General features: G+C 27.2%; 23 protein-coding genes and 1 pseudogene. 10 read left to right on the top strand and 14 right to left on the bottom strand.

Annotation, left to right across the window (positions count from 1 at the left end; genetic code table 11):
• Positions 1–6: 6 nt before the first annotated feature.
• From ispF to AMO08_RS01460, 3 genes are read left to right on the top strand one after another with little or no spacing between them, the layout of a single operon-like run.
• The gene (ispF, locus tag AMO08_RS01470; protein WP_075484491.1) at positions 7–1107 is read left to right on the top strand and encodes a 2-C-methyl-D-erythritol 2,4-cyclodiphosphate synthase; all 1101 of its coding nucleotides are present in this window, start codon (positions 7–9) and stop codon (positions 1105–1107) included.
• Positions 1104–1595, top strand: coding sequence for a phosphatidylglycerophosphatase A family protein (locus AMO08_RS01465; protein ID WP_075484489.1), 492 nt, complete (start codon positions 1104–1106; stop codon positions 1593–1595). Before ispF ends, AMO08_RS01465 begins: the two co-directional genes overlap by 4 nt.
• Positions 1595–2059 (top strand): CinA family protein, encoded by a 465-nt coding sequence (locus AMO08_RS01460; RefSeq protein WP_256997634.1) that lies wholly within the window; start codon positions 1595–1597, stop codon positions 2057–2059. The genes AMO08_RS01465 and AMO08_RS01460 overlap by 1 nt, the downstream gene beginning before the upstream one ends.
• On the opposite strand, the gene AMO08_RS01455 is transcribed toward AMO08_RS01460, so the two are convergent.
• From AMO08_RS01455 to tpiA, 8 genes are read right to left on the bottom strand one after another with little or no spacing between them, the layout of a single operon-like run.
• A complete protein-coding gene (locus AMO08_RS01455; RefSeq protein WP_075484485.1) occupies positions 2052–2507 on the bottom strand; it encodes a type II toxin-antitoxin system RatA family toxin in 456 nt (151 codons plus the stop codon). The two genes, AMO08_RS01460 and AMO08_RS01455, sit on opposite strands and share 8 nt — an antisense overlap.
• The gene (gene lipA, locus AMO08_RS01450; protein ID WP_075484483.1) at positions 2507–3433 is read right to left on the bottom strand and encodes a lipoyl synthase; all 927 of its coding nucleotides are present in this window, start codon (positions 3431–3433) and stop codon (positions 2507–2509) included. The genes AMO08_RS01455 and lipA overlap by 1 nt, the downstream gene beginning before the upstream one ends.
• Entirely contained in the window at positions 3423–3725 is a 303-nt protein-coding gene (locus tag AMO08_RS01445; protein ID WP_075484481.1) for an FtsB family cell division protein, read from the bottom strand. Before AMO08_RS01445 ends, lipA begins: the two co-directional genes overlap by 11 nt.
• Positions 3725–4981: a phosphopyruvate hydratase gene (gene eno, locus AMO08_RS01440; RefSeq protein ID WP_075484479.1), complete on the bottom strand. Its 1257-nt coding sequence runs from the start codon at positions 4979–4981 to the stop codon at positions 3725–3727. Before eno ends, AMO08_RS01445 begins: the two co-directional genes overlap by 1 nt.
• Complete coding sequence (kdsA, locus tag AMO08_RS01435; protein WP_075484477.1) at positions 4981–5805, bottom strand: 3-deoxy-8-phosphooctulonate synthase; 825 nt, start codon at positions 5803–5805, stop codon at positions 4981–4983. The genes eno and kdsA overlap by 1 nt, the downstream gene beginning before the upstream one ends.
• On the bottom strand, positions 5802–7418 hold the full coding sequence (locus AMO08_RS01430) for a CTP synthase (protein WP_075484475.1): 1617 nt from the start codon (positions 7416–7418) through the stop codon (positions 5802–5804). The genes kdsA and AMO08_RS01430 overlap by 4 nt, the downstream gene beginning before the upstream one ends.
• A gap of 44 nt (positions 7419–7462) precedes the next feature.
• Positions 7463–7762 carry a preprotein translocase subunit SecG gene (secG, locus tag AMO08_RS01425; protein WP_075484473.1) on the bottom strand — a complete coding sequence of 100 codons (300 nt, stop codon included), beginning with the start codon at positions 7760–7762 and terminating at the stop codon, positions 7463–7465.
• Positions 7763–7768: 6 nt separating this feature from the next.
• Complete coding sequence (gene tpiA / locus AMO08_RS01420; RefSeq protein ID WP_075484471.1) at positions 7769–8509, bottom strand: triose-phosphate isomerase; 741 nt, start codon at positions 8507–8509, stop codon at positions 7769–7771.
• Positions 8510–8565: 56 nt separating this feature from the next.
• Between tpiA and AMO08_RS01415 the strand changes: the two genes are divergently transcribed.
• From AMO08_RS01415 to gltX, 7 genes are all read left to right on the top strand, one after another.
• Positions 8566–9984 (top strand): SurA N-terminal domain-containing protein, encoded by a 1419-nt coding sequence (locus tag AMO08_RS01415; protein ID WP_075484469.1) that lies wholly within the window; start codon positions 8566–8568, stop codon positions 9982–9984.
• Entirely contained in the window at positions 9984–11441 is a 1458-nt protein-coding gene (trpE, locus tag AMO08_RS01410) for an anthranilate synthase component I (protein ID WP_082255000.1), read from the top strand. Before AMO08_RS01415 ends, trpE begins: the two co-directional genes overlap by 1 nt.
• Positions 11441–12007 carry an anthranilate synthase component II gene (locus AMO08_RS01405; protein ID WP_075484465.1) on the top strand — a complete coding sequence of 189 codons (567 nt, stop codon included), beginning with the start codon at positions 11441–11443 and terminating at the stop codon, positions 12005–12007. The genes trpE and AMO08_RS01405 overlap by 1 nt, the downstream gene beginning before the upstream one ends.
• Positions 12008–12011: 4 nt before the next feature.
• Positions 12012–13004, top strand: a complete 993-nt coding sequence (trpD, locus tag AMO08_RS01400; protein WP_075484463.1) for an anthranilate phosphoribosyltransferase — start codon at positions 12012–12014, stop codon at positions 13002–13004.
• Positions 12997–13788 carry an indole-3-glycerol phosphate synthase TrpC gene (locus AMO08_RS01395; RefSeq protein ID WP_075484461.1) on the top strand — a complete coding sequence of 264 codons (792 nt, stop codon included), beginning with the start codon at positions 12997–12999 and terminating at the stop codon, positions 13786–13788. Before trpD ends, AMO08_RS01395 begins: the two co-directional genes overlap by 8 nt.
• 89 nt (positions 13789–13877) lie before the next feature.
• Positions 13878–14555, top strand: a complete 678-nt coding sequence (gene lexA, locus AMO08_RS01390; protein WP_075484459.1) for a transcriptional repressor LexA — start codon at positions 13878–13880, stop codon at positions 14553–14555.
• A gap of 22 nt (positions 14556–14577) precedes the next feature.
• Positions 14578–15975, top strand: coding sequence for a glutamate--tRNA ligase (gltX, locus tag AMO08_RS01385; RefSeq protein WP_075484457.1), 1398 nt, complete (start codon positions 14578–14580; stop codon positions 15973–15975).
• Here the strand turns inward: gltX and lpxB are convergent.
• The 6 genes and pseudogenes from lpxB to AMO08_RS01355 all read right to left on the bottom strand — a co-directional run.
• On the bottom strand, positions 15946–17088 hold the full coding sequence (lpxB, locus tag AMO08_RS01380) for a lipid-A-disaccharide synthase (RefSeq protein WP_075484455.1): 1143 nt from the start codon (positions 17086–17088) through the stop codon (positions 15946–15948). The two genes, gltX and lpxB, sit on opposite strands and share 30 nt — an antisense overlap.
• Entirely contained in the window at positions 17085–17870 is a 786-nt protein-coding gene (gene lpxI / locus AMO08_RS01375; RefSeq protein ID WP_075484453.1) for a UDP-2,3-diacylglucosamine diphosphatase LpxI domain-containing protein, read from the bottom strand. Before lpxI ends, lpxB begins: the two co-directional genes overlap by 4 nt.
• A 1-nt stretch (position 17871) precedes the next feature.
• Positions 17872–18654, bottom strand: a complete 783-nt coding sequence (gene lpxA, locus AMO08_RS01370; protein WP_075484451.1) for an acyl-ACP--UDP-N-acetylglucosamine O-acyltransferase — start codon at positions 18652–18654, stop codon at positions 17872–17874.
• On the bottom strand, positions 18651–19631 hold the full coding sequence (gene lpxD / locus AMO08_RS01365; protein ID WP_075484449.1) for a UDP-3-O-(3-hydroxymyristoyl)glucosamine N-acyltransferase: 981 nt from the start codon (positions 19629–19631) through the stop codon (positions 18651–18653). Before lpxD ends, lpxA begins: the two co-directional genes overlap by 4 nt.
• Positions 19632–19682: 51 nt before the next feature.
• The gene (gene fabZ / locus AMO08_RS01360; RefSeq protein WP_075484447.1) at positions 19683–20129 is read right to left on the bottom strand and encodes a 3-hydroxyacyl-ACP dehydratase FabZ; all 447 of its coding nucleotides are present in this window, start codon (positions 20127–20129) and stop codon (positions 19683–19685) included.
• Positions 20130–20131: 2 nt separating this feature from the next.
• A pseudogene (locus AMO08_RS01355) lies at positions 20132–20443 on the bottom strand (hypothetical protein); the annotation flags it as partial.

Here is a 20443-nt window from a genome sequence, read left to right as displayed (position 1 = left end):
ATATAAATGAATAATTATTTTATAATACTAGCATCAGGACAAAGCAAAAGATTTAATTCAAAAAGTCCAAAGCAATTCAATATTTATAAAAACAAGGCTCTTTTTAAACATTCTACAGAAAAAGCAATAAAATCAAACCTGTTTAAAAAAATTATATTGGTCGTAAACAATAAAAAAAATATTAAAGATAAATTTCCCAAAAATGTATCAATTATAAAAGGTGGTAAAGAAAGATCTGATTCTTCATTAATAGCTTTAAAATATATAAAGAAATTTAAACCAAATAATGTTCTAATTCACGATGCTGCTAGACCAAATTTTACAATCAAGCTTTTAAGAAATCTGATTAAATCACTTAAAAACAATAAAGCTGTAGTACCTTTCATACATTCAAAAGATTCCATTAAATACAAAGTAAAAAACCAACTTTTTAATTTAAATAGAAATAATTCAATATTAACTCAAACACCACAAGCTTTTAAATTTAAAGATTTATATATTCTTTCGAATAAACAAAAAAATAAAATCACTGATGAAGCAACTTTATTTATTGAAAATAATTTAAAAGTAAAATTTATAAAAGGTGAAAACTTAAATAATAAAATTACATTTAAAGAAGATATCAAAACTAACAAAACTTATTTTGGTATTGGTTTTGATATTCATAGATTAATAAGAGGCAAAAAACTTTTTTTAGGTGGTATAAAAATTCCTTATCACTCAGGACTTAAAGGACATTCTGATGGAGATGTAATTATTCATTCAATAATCGATTCCCTTCTTGGGGCTATGAGAAAAAAAGATATTGGTTCCTTTTTTCCAGATAATCAAAAAAGATATAAAAATATTAGATCCCATAAAATGCTTAAGCCAATTGTTGAAATATTAAATAATAATGATTTTTATATAAATAATTTAGACATAAATTTAATATGTGAACAACCAAAAGTTTCAAAGTATCGTGATAAAATAATCAAATCTCTATCTAATTTATTAAATATTGATAAAGAATTAATTAATCTTAAAGGTAAAACAGCAGAAAAACTTGGATTAATTGGAAAGGAAAAAGCAATAGCTTGTGAAGTTATTTGCTCTATTACGCAATGAAAAAAATAAATGTTTTGTTATCCACTTTCTTTGGTTATGGATATTTAACCAAAATTCCTGGCACTGTAACCTCTGCTGTAACAACTGTTTTTATTTATATTGCTTACGAAATCTTAGGTTATACAGATCTTAAATTTTCAATTATTTTTTTTATAATTTTATTTTTTTATTCATTTTATGCTGTAAAAGACTCTGAGTCTGAATTTAAAAATAAAGATCCAAGGCAAATAGTAATTGATGAAGTTTTAGGGCAATCTATGCCTTTAGTTTTATTATTATATTTAAATCAAACTAATCAAATAAGTATTTCAATTGAAATTTATTACATTTTATCTTTTGTATTTTTTAGATTTTTTGACATCCTAAAACCTTTTCCAGTAAGTTACTTTGATAAAAACCATAAGAACTATTTTGGAATAATTATGGATGATATAATGGCAGGGTTATATTCAATGATATTAATATATTTAATAAGTTTAAAATTCTAATGAGTATTCAATATCTTCATAAAAAATTAATTAAAAAAAAATTAAATATATCCGTAGCTGAGTCTTGTACGGGTGGATTATTGGCTCATAATTTGACTAAATTAGCTAATTCGTCAAAATATTTTCAAATGGGTCTAACCACATACTCTAATCAAGCTAAAATAAAAATATTAAAGGTTAATAAAAATATTATAAAAAAATATGGTGCAGTGAGCCATGAGTGTTGTAAGGCAATGGTTCAAAATTTATCTAAAATTTCAAAGAGTAAAATCAACATCTCCATTACAGGAATTGCTGGACCAGGAGGTGGATCAAAAGAAAAACCCGTTGGCCTTGTTTATATTGGGGTCAAAAAAGGTAAAACACTGCTTATTAGAGAAAATAAATTTAAATCAAAAAATCGTAATTCAATTCAAAAATTAACTGTTCGTAACGTAATTAAGATAATCAGTAAAATTATTTAATACTTTCTGCTCTTTTTTGAAACGCGTCTGCTATCTTTTCCAAGCCAAATTGAAAAGATTTGCTCATTAAAATATTTAAAAACTTATTTTCAATTTCAAAATCAATATCAAATAAAACTTCTGTTTTATAACCTTCAGTATCATTTCCTATCTCAATAAATTTCCAGTTGTTTTCTAAATGGTTTAATGGTCCACCTAAATTAACAACATGAATATGATCATTTTTTTTATCTAATTTAACGTCACTTTTAAATGTATCCTTAAAAGGACCCTTACCTATTGTAAGGTCAGCAATTATATTTATGGTATCCCCGTTATCACTTCTCTCATAAACTTTTGAATTGTGACAGAAAGGAATAAATTCTGGGTATTTTTCAATATCTAAAACGAACTCTATAAGTTTATCTTTTCTATTATCAATTAATCTCGTAACTGATGCTTTTGGCATTAATTGTTTTGTAATCTTTTTTCTTTAAGTTTCGCAAAATCTTCATCAGCATGATACGAAGATCTGGTTAGAGGCGATGAAGAAACTAACAAGAAGCCTTTGGTTTTAGCAATATTTTCTAAATCTTTAAATTCATCAGGGTGGTAATATCTACTTAGAGGATGGTGTTTTGGGGATGGTTGTAGATATTGACCAATAGTTAAAAAATCTACTTCAGCTGATCTTAGATCATCCATTACCTGAATTAATTCATCCTTATCTTCACCAAGACCAACCATTAAACCAGATTTTGTAAAAACTTTTTTATTAAATTTTTTAACATTTTTTAAAAGTTCTAAAGATCCAAAATATCTAGCACCAGGTCTTACTTTAAGATAAAGACGTGGAACAGTCTCTATATTATGATTGAAAACATCAAAATCAGCCTCTAAAAGTTTTTTATACGCGTCACCTTTTCTAAGAAAGTCTGGTGTTAAAACTTCAATAGATGTTTTTGGATTTTTTTTACGTGTAGCTTGTATTACTTCATAAAAATGATTAGATCCACCGTCATCAAGATCATCTCTATCTACTGAGGTGATAACAACATGTTTTAAATTTAATTTTTTAACAGCGTTTGATATTTTGTAAGGCTCGAATGGATCTATGCTTTCAGGTTTCCCAGTCTTTACATCACAAAAAGCACATGCTCTCGTACATGTGTCTCCCATAATCATAAATGTTGCGTGTCTCTTACTCCAACATTCTGTTATATTTGGACAATTAGCTTCCTGACATACTGTGACTAAGTTATTTTGATTTACTACTGTTTTAGTTAAAAAAAACTCTCTACTGTTTGATAATTTTGATCTTATCCAATCTGGTTTTTTTTTAATTGGATTAATGGGTTTATTAACTTTTTCAGGATGTCTAATTTTAGTTGTCATTTTTTTTTATTATATAAATTGTTTCATTCTTTTTTCCAAATAAGAATCTTTCTCTAATTAAAATCTCTATATAATCAAGATCTAAATTAGTGCTTAAAAGTGAATTTTTATGATCCATATCTTCTATTTTACTAGTTAAGGACAATTCTTCTTTTTTCAAGTTAGACAAAACCTCTTTTTTTTCTATATAAGAAAAAAGACCTCTTTCCCCAGATACTAAATTAAAACCGAAATAGAAAATAAGAAAAATAGATATTAATAAAAAATAATTTTTTTTTATTAATCTAAGCATTAATTGATCTTATTCATCCTCGCTTTTTTTCCAAGTTCTTCTTCAATACGAATTAATTGATTATATTTTGCGACCCTTTCAGATCTAGCTAAAGATCCAGTTTTAATTTGATTTGAATTAGTGCCCACCGCTAAATCAGCAATAAAAGTATCTTCACTATCGCCTGATCGGTGAGATATAATTGTTTTATATCCAATGGTTTGAGCAAATTTAATTACATCTAAGGTTTCTGAGACGGTACCAATTTGATTTAGCTTAATTAAGATAGAATTAGAGGAAATATTTAGGAAACCTTTCTTTAATCTTTCAAGATTTGTTACATACAAGTCATCTCCTACGATCTGAACTTTTTTTATTGATTTCATTAATTTGTTCCATGCCAACCAATCATTTTCAGCAAATGGATCCTCAATAGACTTGATATTATATTTTTTAATAATTTTTTGATATTCTTTAATGGATTTATCTACTGAAATGTAACTTTTTGAATGAATAGAGTATTTTTTCTTTTTATATAATTCATTAGCTGCCACATCTAGACAAATAGAAACATCTTTACCGTTAATAAATCCTGATTTTCTTATTGCAGTTACAATCAAATCTAGTGCTTGATTATTACTACTGATCATGGGTGCAAACCCACCTTCATCACCTACAGAGGTTGATAGACCTTTATCTTTAATTAATTTACTCAAGTTTTTAATGACTACAAAACAAATTCTCATAGCCTCAGAAAAGTTTTTTGCTCGATCAGGTCTAATCATAAACTCTTGAATTCTAAGACCATTATTTGCATGTGCTCCACCATTAATAATGTTCATTAATGGATAAGGTAATTGAAAGTTATTTTTTTGAAAAAATGTTTTATACAAAGGTAATTTTTTTGCTTTTGCAGACAATTTTTTTACAGCCATAGAAACAGCTAACATCGCATTAGCTCCTAAGTTTGTTTTTTGTCTTGTACCATCCAAGTTAATTAACAAAGCATCAACTCTTTCTTGATTATGGATACTTTGCCCTTTTAATTTTTTTGAAATCTTTGTATTAACTAAGTTAACTGCATTTAAAACACTTTTTCCTAAATAACGTTTATTATTTTTATCTCTTTTTTCAAAAGCTTCGAAAGTTCCTGTGGAAGCACCTGAAGGGCAGATAGCGGATGCGCTATTATTTTTAATATAAACCTCAGCCTCTACTGTTGGATTTCCTCTGCTGTCAAAAATTTGACGTGCTTTTACTTTTAAAATTTTACTCACTATTTTTTTATTAGATTATCTATATCGTGTAATTGTTTTAATAGATTCTCTAATTTATTCAATGCTACCATGTTTGGTCCATCGGAAGGTGCATTGTCAGGATCTTGATGCGTTTCAATAAATACACCAGCAACTCCAACAGCTACTGCTGCTCTTGCTAAATATTCTACAAATTCTCTTTGACCACCAGAAGAATCTCCTTGTCCACCCGGCTGTTGAACTGAATGTGTTGCATCAAAAATTACTGGATAACCATTTTTTGCCATTATAGGTAATGACCTCATGTCAGAAACTAAAGTGTTGTATCCAAAACTTGCACCTCTTTCAGTTACTAATATTTTTTCATTTCCAGACTCTGAAATTTTCTTTGTAACATTCTCCATATCCCACGGTGCTAAGAACTGACCTTTTTTTACATTAATAATTTTATTTGTTTTAGCTGCAGCAATTAATAAGTCTGTTTGTCGACATAAAAAAGCTGGTATTTGTAAAACATCAACATGTTTTGAAACAATTTCGCATTGTTCAGCATTATGAATGTCTGTTAAAATAGGGACATTCAACTCCTTTTTAATTTTATCAAATACGGGAAGTGATGCATCTAATCCTGCTCCCCTTTTACCTTTTAAACTTGTTCTGTTTGCTTTATCAAATGAGGTTTTGTAAATAAATCCAAGGCCAAATTTCGAAGTAATTTCCTTAATTTTTCCAGCCATATCGAGTGCATGTTGTTCTGTCTCTAACTGACATGGACCTGCAATAATGCAAATCTTATTGTTGTTTGAAATTTCTATATTTTCACAATTTACTTTAATCGCACTCATTTTTGATTTTTTGCTGCTTTGATAAAAGAAGAGAATAAAGGATGCGGGTTCAAAGGTCTAGATTTAAATTCAGGATGGAACTGAACTCCTATAAACCAAGGATGATTTTTAAGTTCTATTATCTCTGGAAGCTTATGATCTGGAGATAAACCTGAAAATATTAACCCTTTCTTCTCAAACTTTTCTTTATATGAAATATCCACTTCATATCTATGTCTATGTCTCTCTTTGATTAATCTGGACTTATAAATATCTCTAATTTTAGATTTATCTTTTAAAATTGCATCATAAGAACCAAGTCTCATGGTGCCTCCTAAGTCTTTATCTGTTCCTTTAACTTTTCTACCACTCTTCTCCCATTCATGCATCAAGCCGATAATTTGAACACCGCCTTTATCAAACTCAGAAGAAGTTGCTTTTTTAATCTTTAATTGATTTCTAGCAAATTCAATTATTGCCATTTGCATTCCATAACAAATTCCAAGGAATGGAATTTTATTTATTCTTGCATACCTTATTGCTTCAATTTTACCCTCAGTTCCCCTTTTGCCAAAACCACCTGGAATTAGAATTCCTGAAACATTTTTAAGTTTATTTTTAATCTCTGAAACTTTTAATTTTTCAGAATCTATTCTAACCAAATTAACTTTAAGATTATTGGATATTCCTCCATGAGTAAGTGCTTCATCTAAAGATTTATAAGCATCTTTTAATTCAACGTATTTACCAATAATTGCGATGTTAACATGTCTTTTAGTATTAAGAGTAATTTGAGTTATTTTTTTCCAAGGATTCAGATTTGCGGGTTTTTTTGATTTTAATTTAAAATAATTTAAAACTTGAATATCTAATTTTTGATTAAAAAAACTAATCGGAGCCTCATAAATAGTTTTAACATCAACAGTTTCAATTACATTTTTGATATCAACATTACAAAACAAAGATATTTTTTTTCTATGGTCTAAAGGAATAGGTCTTTCTGATCTACAAATAATTATATCAGGTTGAATACCAATGCTTCTTAATTCTTTAACTGAATGTTGGGTTGGTTTTGTTTTTATTTCATCCGATGCTTTTAAATAAGGAACTAAAGTTAAATGAATAAATAATGCATTTTTTTTGCCAATATCATTGGAAAATTGTCTTATAGCTTCTACAAATGGTAAACTTTCTATATCACCTACTATTCCTCCTATTTCACAAATGACAAAATCTTCTTTGTGAGTATCGTGTTTTATAAATTCTTTAATTCTATCTGTGATATGAGGAATAACTTGAACTGTCTTACCTAAATACTGACCTTTTCTCTCTTTTCTAAGAACATCACTATAAATTTTTCCAGTTGTAATGTTATCAGTTTTCTTTGCAGTAACGCCAGAAAATCTTTCATAGTGACCTAAATCTAAATCTGTTTCAGCTCCATCGTCTGTTACAAAAACTTCACCATGTTGAAACGGACTCATTGTTCCTGGATCGACATTTAAATATGGGTCTAATTTTCTTAAACGAACTTTGTAACCTCTTGATTGTAATAAATAAGCAAGTGATGCAGAAGATAGACCTTTACCAAGAGAGGAAACCACGCCGCCAGTGACAAATATATATCGCGCCATGGAAGTATCTTATAGCGAATAAAAAATGAATTGAAAAGGATTAATTAATTATTTTCTGGAATTGAAGGCGTGTCTTCAGTTTTTTCCTCAACTGTATCCAATACAGACCCCGTAGGAGTAAGTTCTGCTCTTGAAATTATTGTTAGAGCTAGACTGCAAATAATAAAAAGTGTTGCCACGATTGCAGTGGCTTTTGTCATAAAACTGCCTGCTGATCTAGAGAGCATAAAATTTTCTTGAGAAACTCCAATACCAAGAGCACCTCCTTCTGATTTTTGGAATAAAACTAAAAGAACTAGAATAACTGCAAGTATGATGTTGATTACTAATAATAAAGTTTCCATGTGGGTCTAATTAATGGTTTTTTTGATTATATCAATAAATTTTTTTGGGTTTTGCGATGCGCCTCCAATCAAAAAACCGTCAATGTTGGGAATTTTTTTTAATACACTTAAGTTATTAGCATTTACAGATCCACCATATAGAATTTTAGGATATTTTTTTACAAATCTACTTTTAATAAATGAAATAGCTTTGTTTAAATCAGCTTCTTTTGGAATTACACCTTTGCCAATAGACCATACCGGTTCATAGGCTATAATAATTTTGGATTTATTCTTTATGGATTTTAATCCTTTTTCAATTTGTCTTTTTAAAATTTGATTAGTTTTATTTTGTCTTCTTTCTTTCAGGGTTTCGCCAATACAAAGTATAATTTTGAGACCTGTTTTAATTGAACTTTTTATTTTTAAATTAATTAAATTATCTTTCTCACCTAGTTGTCTATTTTCTGAGTGTCCCAAAATAACATACTTTGCTCCAACATTTTTAAGCATAGTAGAATTTACTTGGCCAGTGTGCGCACCGTAGTCATAGCTGTGATGACAGTTTTGGGCACCAACCTCTATTTTTGTTTTTTTAAGTCTTCTCGATAATGGACGAATTAATGTATTTGGTGGGCAATAAACTATTTTAAACTTATTTTTTTTATTATTTTTTGAAAACTTTATTACTTTATCAAGCGAATTTAGAGTTCTTAAATCACCAAACATTTTCCAATTAGCTACAAAATACATATATTTATTTGTCATAATTGACTTTTTAATCTATAGATTTGTTTTTTACAGATCAATAAATTTATAACGCTATGATTGAGAAATTAAAAAACTTAGGCTGGAAACAACTTGGTGGATTGGTGTTAATTGTCATAATCATCATCGCTTTTGGTTTTGGTGGTTTTGGCGGTGGGTTTAGTACAAACAATCAAAACAATATTGCAAAAATAAATAAAACAAATGTAACAACCCAAGATTTTATTGACTATGTGAATCAAAGTGGAATTTCACAAGAAGCTATTCGAGATAATTTAGATAACAATATTATTGAGGAATTGTTATCAGGATTAATTTCAACTACATTGATTGATTTAGAAATTAAAGACTTTGATCTTTCAATTAATGAGAGAACCATACTTAAAAACATTAAAGAAAATAAAAATTTCCATGATGAAAACGGTACTTTTCAAAGAATTAAATATGAAAAATTTTTACTCTCCAACAACTTGTCAGCTGCAATGTTTGAATTGCAATTAAAAAATAGAGAATTACAGAAACATTTATTTGATTTTATTGGTGCTGGAACAATAACACCAAATTTTTTGATAGAAAAAAAGTTTGAAGAAAATAATAAATCTTTGGATATTGAGTATTTTGATATGGAAAATCTGTATAAAACAAAAAATGATTACACAACAAATGAAATTGAAGCATTTATTGATGAAAATAAAGATCAATTAAAAAAAGAATATATAGATTTTAAGTATACAATTTTAAATCCAAAAAATCTAATTGGAATTGAAGAATTCAATCAAGAATTTTTTGATGAAATTGATTCAGTTGAGAACAAAATTTCTCAAGGGATTACATTTGAAAATATATTAGAAGATATAGATGTTGAAATTATTGAAGTAAATGAGTTTGCACCTAGCTCTAATAAACAAATTAATGAAGATCTTATTTATTCTAAGAAAGCATCAAAAATAGACTTGATAGAAAGTGGTGACAACTTTTTACTTTATAATATTAGTAATCAATATGATCGAGCCCCAGATTTAAATGATGAAATCATTAAAGAAGAAATAGTTGAGTTTATTTATCAAAAAGGTAAATTTGATTACAATAAAGAAATTATTGAAGAAATTCAAAAAAAGAAATTCGATAATTCAAGATTTGAAGAACTAGCAGGATCAAACAAGGAATATTCTTCTATTAATTCTATAGAAGACGACAACCTCATTGATATTAATTCAGTAAAAATGCTTTATGCGTTACCTGTAAACTCTTTTGCACTAGTAAACAAAGAAGATAAAATTTATTTAGTAAAAATTACTAGAACAAATAAAAATTCATTTAACAAAACCGATGAAAAATATCTTAAATTTGTAAATAGCCAAAATACAAATAATAGAAAAAGTATCTTACAATCGTATGATCAATTACTTAATGATAAATATCAAGTTCAATTAAATCAAAAAACTATTGATAGAGTTAAAAATTATTTCAAATGATTATTAATCGAAGCTTCAAAGATTTTAAGTTTCGACATAGAAGCAAAAAAAATCAAATCATCTTTACTAAAAAGAAAGTAAAAAATGATGAGGAAGTATTAAATTTAATTGATAATTTCCTAGAGGAAAAAAACAGCTTTATATTTGAGTCTGTAGAAAAAGGTAAAATCAAAGGTAGATATACGATATTTGGTAAAAATCCTGATAAAATTTGGGAATTTAATAATAATAATTCTTATCTAATTCGAAGAAATAAAAAAAGAAAATTAAATGATAAACCAGATAAATTAATTGAAAAAATAATTGAAGATTTCAAGTTTGAAACTCCCAAAAATTTACCTAACATTTGCTCATTAATCTCTGGGTATTTTTCTTATGACTCAATTAGATACATAGAAAAAATTCCAAATAATTGTAAAAACGATCTTAATTTGCCAGATGTAAGGCTTCTTCGTCCAAGAACTTTAGTCATTCATGATAATTTAAAAAAAGAAATTTTTTACATATCTAATATTTTTAAAGATGAAAAAATTAAAAACTATAAAAATAAATTTGAAGAAATTAAATCTGATTTGTTTAAATTACTCATTCAGTCATCAATCAAAAATATTGATAAAAAAATAATTCAAAAATCAAAAAATATAAAAGTGAAATCTAACACTTCAAAAAATAAATTTTTATCAATGGTTAATAAGGCAAAAAAATATATTAAATTAGGAGATATTTTTCAGGTTGTTTTAAGCCAAAGATTTGAGGCAAAATTAACAAAGAAACCATTAGATATTTATAAAAAACTAAGAGTAACAAACCCTTCTCCTTTTATGTTTTTCTTCAATTTTGATGATTTTCAAATAATTGGCGCAAGTCCTGAAATACTTGTGAGACTTAGGGATAATAAAATTACTGTAAGACCAATTGCAGGAACCAGACCAAGGGGTAAAACTAAAAAAGAAGATCTGTTTTATGAAAAAGATCTTCTTAAAGATAAAAAAGAACTTTCAGAGCATTTGATGTTACTTGATTTGGGCAGAAATGATGCTGGTAAAGTCTCAAAGATAAATTCGGTAAGAGTTACAGAAAACTTCATTATTGAGAGATATTCTCATGTAATGCATATAGTCTCAAATGTAGTTGGGGAATATAATAAAAAATTTTCAAAATTTAAATCGCTCTTAGCTGGTTTTCCAGCAGGTACTGTTTCTGGAGCTCCAAAGATTAGAGCTATGGAAATTATAGATGAATTAGAAAAAACAAAAAGAAAAGTTTATGCAGGTGGAATTGGATATTTCGCTGCAAATGGAGAATTTGATACATGTATAGCCTTAAGAACCGCAGTTGCTAAAAATAAAAAATTTTATGTACAAGCAGGTGCAGGTATAGTTGCAGATAGTAAACCCAAAAATGAATACGAGGAAACAGTTAATAAAGCGAAAGCTTTAATTAATGCTTTAAAATAATGAAAGTATTATTAATAGATAATTACGATAGTTTTACTTTTAATTTGTATCACTACATCTCCTCATTAAATGTTAATGTTGACGTAGTTAGAAATGATAAAATTAATTCTAAAGAAATCATTAAAAAGAAATATGATAAAATTGTTATTTCACCAGGACCAGGCAACCCAAATCAATCTGGTAATTGTATTAAAATATTGAAATCATTATACAAAGAATTGCCTTTTTTGGGAGTATGTTTGGGTCATCAGATAATCGGACAAGTTTTTGGATCAAAAATTGTCCAAGCAAGAAAGTTAATGCACGGTAAAACAAGCAAAATAAAATCTAAAAAAATTGGTATTTTAAAAAACCTCCCAAATAGATTTGAAGCTACTAGATACCATAGTTTGGTAATTGATAAAAAAACCTTATCAAAAGAGCTAGAGATTACAGCAGAGACTGAAGATGGAATTATAATGGGTGTTCAACATAAAAAATTTAATATTCATGGTGTACAATTCCATCCTGAAAGTATTAAAACTAAGTTTGGAATGAAAATTCTTAAAAACTTTATTAATAATTAAATTTATGGATCAAATTTTAGAAAAACTTAAAAATAAACAAAATTTAACTTTTAAAGAAAGTAAAACTGCTTTTGAAATATTAATGACAGGAAAAGCCAGTGATGATGAAATTTTTGACTTTTTAACTTTACTATCTGAAAAAGGTGAAGTTTCAGATGAAATAGCAGGTGGAGTTTTTGTTCTTAGAGAAAAATCAAAACGAGTAAATGTAAGTGATTGTATTGATACTTGTGGTACTGGCGGTGATGGTATGAATACCCTCAATATTTCAACTGCTTCTGCCCTACTTTTAGCTAGTATGGGTACAAAAGTTGCTAAGCATGGTAATAAAGCTGTTTCCTCGAAATGTGGGTCCGGTGATGTTTTAGAAGCTCTTAAAATTAAAATTGATTTAGAACCTGAGGATATAGAAAAAGAAATTAATACCAACAATTTTGGTTTTATGTTTGCACCAAATTATCATAGTGCGATGAGATTTGTAGGACCCGTAAGAAAAAAAATTGGAAAAAGAACCATTTTTAATATGATTGGTCCATTAAGTAATCCAGCACTTGCAGAGAGACAAGTTGTAGGAGTTTTTGATAAAAAATTATTAAAAATTTTTGCTGAAGGACTTAAAAATTTAAATTTAAAATTTGCTTGGATAGTAAATAGCGAGGATGGATTAGATGAAATATCTCCATATACAATCACTAATGTTATTCAATTAAAAGATGGTCAAATATCTGAAATAAAAATAGATCCAAATGCTTTAGGGGTTAATGCAGATAATTTTCAAAATCTAGTGGGTGATGATGCAAAATTTAATGCTGATAAGATGATTGAAATTTTTAAAGGTAAAGATAATGACTTTTCAAAAGCAGTTTGTTTAAATGCTGCAGCAGGTTTAATTGTTGGAGAAAAATTTTCAGACTTTTCTGAAGCATATAATTACACAAGAGAATTTATCCTTTCTGGAAAAACTTTTTTACATCTAGAAAAAATTCAAAATGTCTGAAAATATACTTCAAAATATCATTCAAAAGAAAATTGAAAAAGTTGATAAATTAAAAAAATCTCTAGATCTTAAAATTTTGGATGAATTAATTAATAAAAACAACAGCTTTATTAATTTTAAAGAGAAAATAGAAAATAATATAAAAAATAATAAAACTTCAATTATTGCTGAAATTAAAAAAGCAAGTCCTTCAGCGGGTATAATAATTGACGATTATAATCCTGTAGATATTGCTCAGATTTATTTAAATAATAAGGCAACTTGTCTTTCAGTTTTAACAGAAGAAGATTATTTTTTAGGAAATTTAATTCACATAAGAAAAATAAAAGATAAAATAAATTTACCTATATTGTGTAAGGATTTTTTTATCGATAAATTTCAAATACCTTTGGCAAAAAGTTATGGCGCTGATGCTATTTTAATTATTTTAGCTGGGGTTTCAGATGATCTTGCTTCTGAATTATATGATGAAGCTACGAAATACAATATGTCGGTTATAGTTGAAGTTCATACGGTGGAAGAAGCTAAAAAAGCATTAAATTTTAAAGATGCATTAATTGGAATAAACAATAGAAATTTAAAAACACTTAAAACTGATATAAATACAACTTATGATATTTATGATGTTGTAAAAAGTCACAAAGGTCCTTTAATATCTGAAAGTGGAATTAAGAATAAAGAAGAGCTATTAGAGCTTAATAACAAAACATCAATTAACACTTTTTTAATTGGTGAATCACTTTTGAAAAACTTAGATAAAAATTCTATATTTTCAGTTTTATAGACAAATAAAGCCCTATTTTACTAGTTTTTTTTAGTATTGTTAATTTAAAAGAACTTTTATAGAACATTGTTTGTACGATATTTGTTCTTATGCTAACAAAAAAACAAAAAAACCTACTTTTATTTATCAACAAAAAGTTGAGAAGTTCTGGCGTATCTCCTTCATATGAAGAGATGAAACAGTCTCTTAATTTAAAATCTAAATCAGGTATTCATAGATTGATTAGTGCTTTAGAAGAAAGAGGTTTTATAAAAAGATTAGCTCACAAAGCAAGAGCTTTAGAGGTAGTTAAATTGCCAGAAACAGCTTCTGCCAATGATATTTATAATAGCTTTTCACCTAGTGTGATTAAAGGTGGATTAGATGAAGAACAAACTGTTTCAGATGAAGTAGAAGTACCAGTGCTTGGAAAAATTGCAGCTGGAACACCTGTTGAAGCAATACAAAATGAGGTATCTAGAATTCCACTACCAAATAATTTAGAAAAAAATGGTGATTACTTTGGATTAAAAGTTCAAGGTGACTCCATGATAGATGCAGGTATTCATGAAGGTGATACTGTTATTATTAAAAGAACAGATACTGCTGATAATGGTAAAATTGTTGTTGCATTAATAGATGAGCATGAAGCGATGTTAAAAAGAATTCGAAAAAAAGGTAAAGTTGTGGCGCTTGAAAGTGCTAATAGAAACTATGAAACTAAGATTTTTGGACCTGATAGAGTAAAAGTTCAAGGAGTTTTAGTATCTTTATATAGAAACTTCTAAAAAAATAGTCTAAACAACATTGATGTCTAAAGTAGCAACACGTTTTGCTCCATCCCCTACTGGAGCTCTTCATATTGGAGGGGTTAGAACTGCCTTATTTAATTGGTTGTTCTCTAAAAATCAAAAAGGAACTTTTCACCTAAGAATTGAAGATACTGACAAAGAAAGATCAAAAGAAGAATATAAAATACAAATTATTAAATCATTAAAGTGGATAGGAATTGAACATGATGGTGAAGAATATATTCAGTCACAAAAAATAGAAGATCACATTAAAATTGCTAATGAATTATTAAAAAAAGGTAACGCATATAAATGCTACTGCTCTGCTGAAGAGATAGAGGAACAAAAAAAAAGAGCTAGGCAAAAAAAGATGCCATATATTTATAATAGAAAATGGAGAGATTCTGATGAAAAAGATGTTCCTAAAGATATTAAACCCGTGATTAGATTTAAAAGTAAAATAAATGGAAATTCTAAACTTAAAGATTTAGTCCAAGGAGATATTGAAATTGAAAATAATACAATAGAAGATTTTATAATTTTAAGAAACGATGGAACGCCGACTTACAATCTTTCTGCAACCGTTGACGATCATCAAATGAGAATGACACATATAATTAGAGGAGATGATCACAAGATAAATACTTTTAAACAAATACAAATATATCAAGCAATGGGTTGGGATGTTCCTGAATTTGCGCACATTCCATTAATTCATACAATTGAAGGTAAAAAACTGTCAAAAAGAGATAATGCCTCGACTTTGGATGATTACTCAAAAATAGGTATAATGCCTGATGCATTAAGAAACTATTTACTTAGACTTGGATGGTCATATCAAGACAAAGAAATATTTACTCTGGATGAGAGTATTAAGTGCTTTAATTTAGAGGGTATTGGTAAATCACCATCAAAACTAGACATTAGCAGAATATTATCACTGAATGAGCACTATATAAAAACAATCGATGAGAACGATCTTTATCAAAATCTATTTGAATATTGCAAAATTTATAAAGAAGAAATTAAAAGTGATAAAGAAACAAAAATTAAATCCTCATTATCTTTTTTAAAAAATAAAGCTAAAACATTAGAAGATATATATAATAATGCAAAGTTTATCATCAATGATGAAGTTAACTTCAATAAGGATGATTTCAAATTGATTGATGATAAAGCAAAAAAAATTATTTCAGAATTTATTAAAGAATTATCACTTATATCAAATATAAATAAGGAGAGTTTAGAGCCTGTAGTAAATAATTTGATTAAAAAAAATGATACAAATTTTAAGGGAGTTGGTCAGCCTATACGGATTGCTTTGACTGGGTCAAAATTTGGTCCTGGTTTATATGATATAGTTATAGCTCTTGGCAAAGAAGAGGTGTTAATTAGGCTGGATAAGATAATTTCTTAAAACTAGACAAGCCTCTTCAGATGAAGATGTTTTAGATCTTATTCCATCTAATGTTTTTGAACAAACAGATAATTGTTTTTTGATAAGGTTAGGGTTTTTTAAAAGATAAATTACAGATCTATAAATTTCGTCAGCATTACATTCACTTTGTAATAATTCAGGAATGACTTCACGATTATTGATAATATTGATTATATTTGCAAATTTAACGTTAACTAACATTTTAAATATCAAAAAATTAATAAAACTGAGTTTATAAATTATTATAGAAGGTATGTTTGAGCTTGAAATTTGTAGTGAAACTGTACCAGACTTAGATACAGCGAAAACTGAATTAGATAAAATTTTAGATTTAATACCTTCATCTGAAACCACATCTACATTCTCAAAATTAAATTTTTTAATTTCCGACAAAATTAAATTTTTATTTTCATCAGTTGCATGAAAGTAAAAATAAAAATCATTATGTCTATTGTTCATTAGCTTTATAAAATCAATTAAAATGTTTAATAATACGTCTGTTTCAGATTTTCTACTTCCAGGGAAAATTGATATAATTTTTTTATCTTTAGGAATTATATTTTCAACAATTTTTTTGTTATCTTGATTATTCTCAATTAATGGGTGTCCAACGAAAGTATTTTTAATATTTTCTTCTTCAAAATATTTTTTTTCAAAGTCAAATAATAGAAGAATATGATCGATATATTTTTTAATTTTTTTTACTCTATTTTTTCGCCATATCCAAACTTGTGGAGCTACATAATGAATTATTTTAATATTATTATTAATTTTTTTTACTCTTTCGGCGACACGCATAGTAAAATCAGGGCTATCAACAGAAAATAATATATCAGGGTTAAATTTTATTATTTCATTAACAGTGTGGTTAATTTTATTTCTAATTTTAAATATATTTAATAAAATACTAGTAAAACCCAGATAGGTTATTTCATTTAAATTAAAAATACTTTTAATTCCTAATTTTTTTAAATGATCTCCACCAACAGATGAATATTCAATATTAGGAATTTGAGACTTTAACTTAGAAATAACTGTTGAAGCTAACTTGTCTCCAGAAGGCTCGCCTGTGAGTATGAATATTTTTTTCATATAATATTGATAAATATATTGTTCTTATTAGCAAATTTAATGCAATTGAGTTTATCTAGAAAAATATTCTTTTTAGATTGTAAAACCACACCACGTAATCCACATTTTTTAGCATCCTTAAAGGTTTGTAAACCAATTGTTGGAAGGTCCATTCTCAAATCTTGCTTCTTTTTTGGTAATTTAATTAAGATACCATCTGATTTTTTCTTTAATGTTGATAACATTTTTTTTGTTCCCTCTTTACCTTCTTTAGCTAAAATTTTATCTCCTTTAACTACTAGCGCTTGGATGTGGTCTAAACTTTTTGTTTGATTAAAAAAAAATTTTCCTTTTTTAATTGATATTAAATCTTGATGATTTGGCTTTAGTTTCGTGTAACAACCTTTCTTTAAAGATAATTCAGGATTAAAAAATATTGAGCTAATGACTTTTATTCCTTCATTACTTAAAATTTCTATAATTGATTTAATTATAGCTGCATCACCTATCTTAGCGGCTCTGATTACACTTGGCATATAATAAATACCTTTAAAATCTAATCGTAAAGATGAAAAATTTGGTTTTGCGATCCTACCTGCAAATAAAACTTTTTTACATTTTTTTTGTTTAATTAAATTTATAATTGTTCCAAATTTTCCAATACTTATTCTGAATGAATTCTTATCTTTCTTAAATCTATTTCTTTTTGAAAAATCTATTATGAAATATTTAATTTTTTTTGTTTTTATTTTTTTTAAAACTATTTCTGAAAAATCAGTATCACCTAAAAACAATCCTATCATTTTATTTTGAAAACGGTGTACATATTGGTCTTTTTTTATCCTTTTCTATAAATCCAACAACTTCTGCTACTAGTTCATTACTCTTAAAATCTTTTGATAGATTGTTTAAATTTTCTGTTAAATTTTCATTTTTAAATATTTCTTTATAAGCATCGGTTAAAATCATTATTTCTTTATTTGGAATATTTTTTCTTCTTAAACCTATTAAATTCAATCCTTGTAAAATACTTCTATTTCCATGTGCAATGCCATATGGAATTATATCTCTTACAACACCACACATGCCTCCAATCATTGCCGATTTACCTACTCTTGTGAATTGTTGAACTGCTGAATTGCCACCAATAATAGCACCATCATCAATGTGGGCATGACCTCCAAGTGGTACATTGTTGGCTAGTATTACATTGCTTCCAACAAAGCAATCATGAGCAATATGTGCAGAAACCATAAACAAACAATTATTTCCAACTTTTGTTAATCCGCCACCGCCTCGTGTTCCAGGGTTAATAGTAACATATTCTCTTATTTTATTATTATGACCAATCTCTAATTTAGTTTCTTCACCTTGAAATTTAAGATCTTGAGGGTCATTACCTATTGACGCAAATGGATAAATTATATTATTTTTTCCAATTCTAGTATTCCCTGTAATATTAACATGTGATTTAATTTCTGTTTCCTCACCTATTTCAACATTTGGACCAATAACAGTATAAGGGCCGATACTTACGTCTTTAGAAATTTTAGCATTAGAGTCAATTATAGCTGTTTTGTGTATCATTTATTATCTCTTAAAAATTCTCTAATATTTTTTGCTGGATAGCCCATTACTTTAGTGTTATCAGGAATATCTCTAATTACTCCAGAACCACCTCCAATTTCAACATTGTTTCCAATTTTAAGATGTCCCGATATACCTGCTTGACCACCAATTTTAACATTATTACCAATTATGGAACTTCCAGCTATCCCTACTTGACCAGCTATAATTGAATTTTCACCAATTTTAACATTATGAGCTATGTGTATTTGATTGTCTAAATATGTGTTTTTACCAATTATTGTGTTTGACATTGATCCTCTATCGATAGTGGAACCACAACCAATTTCACAATTATCTTCAACTATAACTATTCCAATATGTGGGTATCTTAAATTCTTATTTTTAATAGGAAAAAAACCAAAACCGTGTTTACCTATTATACAATTATCTAATATTTTAACATTATTTTTTACTAATGTATTTCTAATAACATTATTTGATCCAATAAAACAATCATCCCCAATGATAACATTTTTTTCTATAATTGTGTTGTGTCCAATTTTACAATTGTTTCCTATAGAAACATTATTTCCAATTAAAACATTTTTACCATAATTAACTTTATTCTTAAAATTAGTATCATCAATTAAGGATACTGTATCATCAAAAATATCATTTATGGAATCTGGATAAAAAATTGATGTAATTTTTGAAGTGCAAACTAAAACATTGTCAACAACCAAAGGTAAACAACTTTTAGGTAATTCTGTTTTTAAAACTTCTGTGGTTAAACAAAATGAAGCTTTAGTTTTTTTTGCAACATCTTTATATTTTTTTGAATGAAAAAAAGTTATGTCATTTTTAGTAGATGAAGCAAGATCTTTAATATCATGGATATCTTTCTTATAGTGTAAATTATCAATATTTATGTTTAAAGAATTTACAATTTCTGAGATTTTAAATGGACCATGATTTTTAAAAAAAGGATTAGACATAGTTGCTTTTACCAAAGCAATTTTAAATAAGTTATCAATATTTATTGCTATTTATTTCTTATCTACAATCGTAGCTGACCAAATTGCATCAGCCATTTTCTTATCATTAACAAAAGCCTCACCTTTGTACTTCCAAACTTTACCATGAGATCTAATTGCTTCAATTTTGAGAATTAGTTCACAGTCAGGTATAACAGGGTTTCTAAATCTAGCTTTCTCCACACCCATTAAGAAAACCAACTTGTTTTCATAGGTAGCTTTATCTAAACCATTGGCTGTAAGTGCTGCTGCTGCTTGACCAAAAGACTCGACTATTAACACACCGGGCATAACGGGATTACCTGGAAAATGCCCTTGAACAAAAAAACTATCTTTTTTGACATTAACAACTGCTGTTGCAGAAGTTAGTTTTTTAATATCATAAAGCTCATCAATAAGTAGCATTGGTTCTCTATGAGGCAGAAGCTCGATTATTTGTTGTTTATTCAATTTTGTCATTATTATTTAACTTGTTTATTTATTTCATCTATTAATTGCTTTGTTAAATCAATTTCTTTTTTACCCATAAATATATTTTTGCTATTGAGCAAAATTTGTACAGAATTTTCATTCATATAATTTTGGATAACAGGATTAATAACTTTGAAAAGATTTTCTAATTCTTTACTTTTCATAATTTTAAAACTATTAGACATCAAATCTTTATTTGTATTAAATTCATTAAGTTTAATACGAAGTTTATTTATCTCTTTTTGAAATTCTTCCTTAGATATTAAATTTTTTTTTTTATTAATTTTGTCTTCTTCTGTTTT

Source organism: Candidatus Pelagibacter communis (genome assembly GCF_001180205.1).
In the GTDB taxonomy this organism is placed as follows: Bacteria; Pseudomonadota; Alphaproteobacteria; order Pelagibacterales; family Pelagibacteraceae; genus Pelagibacter; species Pelagibacter ubique_O.
The sequence above is the reverse complement of the archived record's forward strand: the minus strand, read 5'-3'. Positions and strand labels throughout refer to the sequence as shown.

What these genes read in the sequence shown, in the direction of transcription:
- ispF (WP_075484491.1), top strand. Translation starts at nt 7, where the DNA reads ATGAATAATTATTTTATAATACTAGCATCAGGACAAAGCAAAAGATTT.
- AMO08_RS01465 (WP_075484489.1), top strand. Translation starts at nt 1,104, where the DNA reads ATGAAAAAAATAAATGTTTTGTTATCCACTTTCTTTGGTTATGGATAT.
- AMO08_RS01460 (WP_256997634.1), top strand. Translation starts at nt 1,595, where the DNA reads ATGAGTATTCAATATCTTCATAAAAAATTAATTAAAAAAAAATTAAAT.
- AMO08_RS01455 (WP_075484485.1), bottom strand. Translation starts at nt 2,507, where the DNA reads ATGCCAAAAGCATCAGTTACGAGATTAATTGATAATAGAAAAGATAAA.
- lipA (WP_075484483.1), bottom strand. Translation starts at nt 3,433, where the DNA reads ATGACAACTAAAATTAGACATCCTGAAAAAGTTAATAAACCCATTAAT.
- AMO08_RS01445 (WP_075484481.1), bottom strand. Translation starts at nt 3,725, where the DNA reads ATGCTTAGATTAATAAAAAAAAATTATTTTTTATTAATATCTATTTTT.
- kdsA (WP_075484477.1), bottom strand. Translation starts at nt 5,805, where the DNA reads ATGAGTGCGATTAAAGTAAATTGTGAAAATATAGAAATTTCAAACAAC.
- AMO08_RS01430 (WP_075484475.1), bottom strand. Translation starts at nt 7,418, where the DNA reads ATGGCGCGATATATATTTGTCACTGGCGGCGTGGTTTCCTCTCTTGGT.
- secG (WP_075484473.1), bottom strand. Translation starts at nt 7,762, where the DNA reads ATGGAAACTTTATTATTAGTAATCAACATCATACTTGCAGTTATTCTA.
- tpiA (WP_075484471.1), bottom strand. Translation starts at nt 8,509, where the DNA reads ATGACAAATAAATATATGTATTTTGTAGCTAATTGGAAAATGTTTGGT.
- AMO08_RS01415 (WP_075484469.1), top strand. Translation starts at nt 8,566, where the DNA reads ATGATTGAGAAATTAAAAAACTTAGGCTGGAAACAACTTGGTGGATTG.
- AMO08_RS01405 (WP_075484465.1), top strand. Translation starts at nt 11,441, where the DNA reads ATGAAAGTATTATTAATAGATAATTACGATAGTTTTACTTTTAATTTG.
- trpD (WP_075484463.1), top strand. Translation starts at nt 12,012, where the DNA reads ATGGATCAAATTTTAGAAAAACTTAAAAATAAACAAAATTTAACTTTT.
- AMO08_RS01395 (WP_075484461.1), top strand. Translation starts at nt 12,997, where the DNA reads ATGTCTGAAAATATACTTCAAAATATCATTCAAAAGAAAATTGAAAAA.
- lexA (WP_075484459.1), top strand. Translation starts at nt 13,878, where the DNA reads ATGCTAACAAAAAAACAAAAAAACCTACTTTTATTTATCAACAAAAAG.
- gltX (WP_075484457.1), top strand. Translation starts at nt 14,578, where the DNA reads ATGTCTAAAGTAGCAACACGTTTTGCTCCATCCCCTACTGGAGCTCTT.
- lpxB (WP_075484455.1), bottom strand. Translation starts at nt 17,088, where the DNA reads ATGAAAAAAATATTCATACTCACAGGCGAGCCTTCTGGAGACAAGTTA.
- lpxI (WP_075484453.1), bottom strand. Translation starts at nt 17,870, where the DNA reads ATGATAGGATTGTTTTTAGGTGATACTGATTTTTCAGAAATAGTTTTA.
- lpxA (WP_075484451.1), bottom strand. Translation starts at nt 18,654, where the DNA reads ATGATACACAAAACAGCTATAATTGACTCTAATGCTAAAATTTCTAAA.
- lpxD (WP_075484449.1), bottom strand. Translation starts at nt 19,631, where the DNA reads ATGTCTAATCCTTTTTTTAAAAATCATGGTCCATTTAAAATCTCAGAA.
- fabZ (WP_075484447.1), bottom strand. Translation starts at nt 20,129, where the DNA reads ATGACAAAATTGAATAAACAACAAATAATCGAGCTTCTGCCTCATAGA.